Here is a 6118-nt window from a genome sequence, read left to right as displayed (position 1 = left end):
ACTTTTGTTTAGCGCACTCACACTATACTGAAGTTACCTTTACCATCTTTAAGAGCTTGCGCTCAAGGCGGCGTAAAGGCTCTAATCCCGAAATCCTCTCAGATTAGTTTCATAGAAACGAACCGCACAATTTCTTCAACTCCAAATTTCACCTGCCACTCGTCGTTCTTATGCGGCAGGACTCAGAGACTTTTTTCGACGGGAATTCCAAGTATCAGTTTCCCCTGAGACGATTTTAGCCTTTCTCAACTTGTCCGAACGGGAAGCGATCGGCCACGCGATCGCCTATCGGGGACATTTGCTCGAAACTCAGTTGTCAGCAAGCACTGTGAATGCGCGGTTGGCAGCGTTAAAATCATTTGTGACTCATGCTGCCAAGCGCAAATTGTGTGCGTTTAGATTGGACGATATTAAATCGGTGAAGGCGCAAACGTATAAGGATACTAGGGGGATCTCGATCGAGCAGTTTCAGTTGTTAATCGATGGGATCGATCGAAAGACAGTCATGGGTAAACGGGATTATGCGATGCTGCGATTGCTCTGGGACAATGCTCTGCGGCGCGCTGAGGTATGTGGACTCGATCGTGCGGACTTTCACCCTGGGGAGGCTCGGCTTTATCTCAAGGGGAAGGGGAAAATCGATAAGGAGCCGATCGATCTTGCTCCAGCTACAATTGAAGCGATTTCTGATTGGTTGGCGAGTATGGGAGAAAGTAGAAGTCCAGCTCTATTTGTTTCTTGTCGGGATACCAGGTTAAGTGTCGATCGTCTCTATCAGGTCGTCGGCGGATTGGCTGAGGCTGCGGGGATCGATCGATTGGTGAGTCCACACAAGATTCGACATTCTAGTATTACGGCATTACTAGATCTTAATGGTGGTGATGTGCGCTCGGCTCAGGCGCATTCCAGGCATAAGAATTTGGCTACACTGATTCGCTATGATGATGGGCGACAGCAGTTGCAGGGTAAGGCGGCGAAGACGCTAGCTGATGCGATTTCGGAGCGGGATGTGGATTAGAGGATGGGAGTTGTATCCCTACACACCGTTCTAATACCAATTTAAATAGTTAACCCGACAGATCTTTACCCCACTCCAGCCCTCCCCTTATAAAGCAGGGCTGATTCATTCCTTGTTGGGCGCAGGTTGTCAATATGAAAAGCAAGTGATTTCGATCGAACAATTGGCGATTTCGAGCTAAGAAGTATCAACATGAAGACCGAAATCACTTGCTTTAGGGATTGGCAAATTCATTCCCAAAGGGGATGAATCAGCCCTGCCTTATAAAGGGGAGGGAGCTAATTTGTCATTTAGTGACTTTAATTTGGTATCAGATAAGTTGTTGTCGATTCCTTCTCTGAAATCTTTGGAGATCGACTGTTTGAAACGTAAAAGTAGATTATTAGCGCGTTGGACTATTTTAGCCGAGCGGGATTGGGTTGATGGTGGCTGGTATCTGCCTCAGTCAGGAGTCAGAGAACTTTTACAAAGCTAACTTAAATCAAAGTTAGCTGTAGATTCTTGGGTAACGCAACGCCAATACATCCTTCAAATGGACGATCTATTCAAAGGATAATGTCTTTATGATATGGGATGGGCTAAATCCACAAATTACAGATTAGGAAGCAGGTAATGACAGATAATGCAACTGTAACAGGTGGGTGCCCGTTTCGTGGCACGCGAATTGAAGGTGCTCAGGGCTTGGGTCCAACGCTCGAAGATTGGTGGCCGGATCGGCTGCGTGTCGAGCTGCTGCACCAACAGACCGATCTGGCCAATCCGCTGGGAGCCGATTTCGATTATGCTGCGGCTTTTAAGACGATCGATCTGGGCGAACTGAAGAACGATATTTTCGCGATGCTCAAAACGTCTCAGGATTGGTGGCCTGCCGATTACGGTCATTACGGTCCGCAGATGATTAGGATGGCATGGCACGCAGCGGGCACCTATCGGATAGCTGATGGTCGCGGCGGTGCTGGCACTGCGCTCCAGCGGTTTCTACCGATCGAGTCATGGATCGACAATGGTAACACCGACAAATCGCGTCGTCTCTTGTGGCCGATTAAGCAAAAATACGGTAGTGCTCTGAGCTGGGCAGACCTGATGGTGCTGACTGGCAACTGCGCCCTCGAATCGATGGGTTTCAAGACTTTTGGCTTCGGCGGTGGACGTTTAGATGCGTGGCAGGCAGATACCGCGACCTACTGGGGTGCCGAAACCGAAATGCAGGGTCGCCAGCGGTGGCACGGCGATCCGAAAGGAGAGTATTACGACCTCGAAAATCCGGTAGCGGCTTCCGAAATGTCGCTGATCTACGTCAATCCAGAAGGCCCCGGCGGCAATTCCGATCCGATTTCTTCGGCGCGTGAAATCCGCGAAACATTCGCGCGGATGGCGATGAATGACGAGGAGACCGTTGCCCTGATTGCTGGTGGTCACGCTTTCGGCAAGAGCCACGGTGCCGTTGGTAAGGAGCATATCGGCCCAGCTCCGGCAGGCGCACCGCTCGAAGTGCAGGGTTTGGGCTGGATGAATTCAGCAGGTACTGGGAACGCCGAGTTTACCATGACCAACGGGATCGAGGGTGCCTGGACTTCGGAGCCGACCAAATGGGATGCCGAGTATCTGCATAACCTGTTTAATTTCGAGTGGGAACTGACCGAAAGCCCAGCGGGTGCCAAACAGTGGCGACCGACGGTATCGACTCCCGATGCCACCACCCCCGACGCGCATATCCAGGGCCAGCGCAATCCGCTGATGATGATGACCTCGGACATCGCCCTACGTGACGATCCAGAGTACGCCAAAATCTGTCGTCGTTACCTCGATAACATGAGCGAGTTTGAAGACGCGTTCTCCCGCGCCTGGTATAAGCTCACCCACCGTGATATGGGGCCTAAAGTCCGTTACCTGGGAGCCGAAGTACCAGCAGAAGATTTAATCTGGCAAGACCCGATTCCGACGAGCGATCGCGACCCGCTTGACGCGACCAATATTGCCGATCTCAAATCCAAGATCCTCGCTACGGGTCTGAGCGTCTCAGCACTCGTCGGTACGGCATGGGCTTCAGCCTCAACATTCCGCAACTCCGACAAGCGGGGCGGCGCAAATGGAGCGCGCATCCGCCTCGCGCCCCAAAAAGACTGGGAAGTGAACCAGCCCCAACAGCTCGCTAAGGTGCTATTGACACTCGAAGGCGTGCAGCAAGCGTTTAATGATGCCCAGACTAGCAATAAGAAAGTCTCCCTTGCCGATTTAATCGTGCTGGGCGGCTGCGCGGGTGTCGAGCAAGCCGCTCGCGATGCTGGCATCGAAGTCCAGGTGCCTTTCACGCCGGGTCGCATGGATGCCTTGCAGGAGGACACTGACATCGAGAGTTTCGAGTGGCTCCATCCGGTCGTCGATGGTTTCCGCAATTTTCAGCAGCGGCAGTCCAAGGTGGCCTGTGAGGTGTTCTTGATCGATCGGGCGAATCTACTCACGCTGACCGCCCCGCAACTGACGGCACTAATCGGCGGACTGCGGGCGATCGGGATTAACTGGGACGGTTCAAAACACGGCGCGTTCACCGAGCGACCTGGCGTGTTGAGCAACGATTTCTTCGTCAACCTGTTCGACATGGCGACGGTCTGGAGCGCAACCAATGACGAAAAGACTGCGTTTGAGGGTCGAGATCGCCAGACAAATCAGCCGAAGTGGACTGCAACCCGCGCCGATCTAGTGTTCGGTTCCGATCCGCAGCTTCGGGCTGTCGGTGAAGTCTATGCTGCCAACGATGGTCATCAGCGACTGGTGCGCGATTTCGTGGCGGCATGGGATAAGGTGATGATGCTCGATCGGTTCGACGTACCCAATCGCGGTCGTGTGGGTCAGCCTCCTGAAGGTTAGCCTGGAGAGCGAAGGAAGTTACGGCAAGATGGAAATGTCGGGTCGGCTTGCGCCGATCTGACGCTCAAGCGATTTAACTAGATTTGACGTGACTTGTTGATTTTCGGAGATTGGCGTTTGCTAGTGGCACTTCGATTGGGAATATCAACTTTCTCGATTTTTTCATCAAATTTAATAGTGGCGATCCCACTTGTGAAACGACAATTCGGAAAGCGATTACCTCCGGTAGGCTACGCCAACGATTGTCGCCATCTGAATTTGGGGTTTACCGATGGCTCTCAAGTAATCAACTACATCACTTCCCATGATGTTGAAGGAGAGGGTGCCGAACGGCTCTACAATTATCTTGATTTCAATAATGTGTCGAAAAAGGAGGAGCGGATTAAATTAGCCTTTGTGTGCCTGCTGACGGCGGTAGGGATACCGATGATCTTGGCGGGGGATGAATTTGCCGATCGCCTGGATAATGATATTTTCAACGTTCCTAAACAGGAGCGCGATGAAAATAAGCAGGTCGATCCGGTGAACTTCTCGCGTCTGGATGATGAATGGCGAAAGCGGGTTTTCTACTATGTCGCTCGTCTGGTGAAGTTTCGTACCAAATCAGCAGCTTTAGCTGTGAATGATACTGATTTCATTCATGTCGATTTCAATGAGGGTAAACGGGTGCTGGTGTGGAAACGCGGCAGTGGTGATAATGTTGTTGTCGTTGTTGCTAATTTCTCGGATTGGGGGACGGATACTCGTCAGCCCAATCCTGAGTATGTAGTACCCAACTGGCCGCAACTACCTGCGGGGAGAAAGTGGTATGAAGTTACTCAGGAGCGGGATGTGCCGCTGGCGTGGGCGGGACGAGAGGCGATATGTCCACACTGTAAAAATCAGCTATTGCATAAAGACAAGCGGACGATTGTATACCGCACATTATTTGGCAAATTACAGATCGAAAGTCATCGTCTATTTCACTGCGGTTGCCAAGAACAGCCAACCCGTAGCTTCAACCCAGTTGCCAAATTACTTGCCGAGCGCACTTCGCCAGAACTGCTGTATTTAGAGTCAAAGTTTGCGTCTTTAATGTCTTATGGACTGTCGGTAAAACTCTTGCAAGAAGTACTCCCAATCGAAGGAGAAATTAACACCACAGCAGTCCGAAACAACTTGCACTCATTGGGGCAACGTTTAGAAGATGAGTTGGGTGAACAAAACGGTACATATATTGATGGTTGTCAAAGAGAATGGGATAAATTGCCCAAACCAGATCTACCTTTAGTTCTAGGGCTGGATGGAGGATACGTTCGTTCTGCCGATAAAAAATCGCTGGGCAAAAGTAACTTTGAAGTGATTGTTGGTAAGAGCATCAAAGCCGACGGTACATCCAGACAATTTGGCGGAGTTTACTGTTACGATACTAAACCTCAACGGCGGATATTTGAGGTTCTAAAATCCCAAGGAATGCAGATGAATCAACAAGTAACGTTCCTGTCAGATGGTGATAATAAGCTCCGCGAACTACAGTTATACCTCAATCCAAATGCCGAGTATTTACTCGACTGGTTTCACATTACAATGCGGCTGACAGTGATGAGTCAGATGGCGAAAGGACTCAACCAAACAGAGACTGAAGCAGACATCCCCCAGCTCGAACGGATTAAATGGTGTCTGTGGCATGGAAATGTACTCAAAGGGCAACAAGCATCGGTTTTGAATGAAGAGTTACAGGGTAAATTTAAGCAATGGTATCCTGGCTTGAAACAAGCAGCATAGAGCGGCGCGACCAGATTCGTTGGCGTAGCCTCGGCTTTGCCGAATCGCTACTAGATCTGGATATATTTACCAACTTTGGAGTATAAGTTGGTAAAATTGGAGTGGATACTCTCAGTTTTCAGGGAGTTGAGTCATGGCATTAGCAACCGTCCAACTATCGAAAGTTGGTAAAACCGAGAAGCGAACTTCTAAATCTCCTAATTCTCGTAAATATTCAGAAGTTAGAACTAGAGAATATTTGTTGTCGGCAGAAATTGAAGCGATGCGATCGGCAGTTAAGAAAGGCAAGGGTCGTCATGCTCACCGAGACTCAACTTTAATTTTGCTCATCTATCGTCATGGATTGCGTGTGGCTGAAGCATCGGCATTGCAATGGACGCAGATCGATTTTAATGGAGGGACGATTTACGTCAAGCGAGTCAAAAAGGGAACTCCTTCGGTGCAACCGCTATATGGTGACGAGATTCG

3 protein-coding genes and 1 pseudogene are annotated in these 6118 nt (G+C 50.1%); all 4 read left to right on the top strand.

What is annotated here, in order from left to right; translation table 11 throughout:
- Positions 1 to 250: 250 nt before the first annotated feature.
- Entirely contained in the window at positions 251 to 1018 is a 768-nt protein-coding gene (locus tag ACEW9I_RS15895; protein WP_373541308.1) for a tyrosine-type recombinase/integrase, read from the top strand.
- 612 nt (positions 1019 to 1630) lie between these two features.
- Positions 1631 to 3886 carry a catalase/peroxidase HPI gene (gene katG, locus ACEW9I_RS15890; protein ID WP_373541307.1) on the top strand — a complete coding sequence of 752 codons (2256 nt, stop codon included), beginning with the start codon at positions 1631 to 1633 and terminating at the stop codon, positions 3884 to 3886.
- Between the two features lie 864 nt (positions 3887 to 4750).
- Positions 4751 to 5578: pseudogene (locus ACEW9I_RS15885) on the top strand (ISKra4 family transposase); the annotation flags it as partial.
- A gap of 205 nt (positions 5579 to 5783) precedes the next feature.
- Positions 5784 to 6118: tyrosine-type recombinase/integrase (locus ACEW9I_RS15880; protein ID WP_373541306.1), on the top strand; the 335-nt coding region annotated here is incomplete at its 3' end.

The organism is Chamaesiphon sp., assembly GCF_041738855.1.
In the GTDB taxonomy this organism is placed as follows: domain Bacteria; phylum Cyanobacteriota; class Cyanobacteriia; order Cyanobacteriales; family Chamaesiphonaceae; genus Chamaesiphon.
Note: the sequence above shows the minus strand (reverse complement) of the source record. Positions and strands in the feature narration are given on the sequence as shown.

What these genes read in the sequence shown, in the direction of transcription:
- katG (WP_373541307.1), top strand. Translation starts at nt 1,631, where the DNA reads ATGACAGATAATGCAACTGTAACAGGTGGGTGCCCGTTTCGTGGCACG.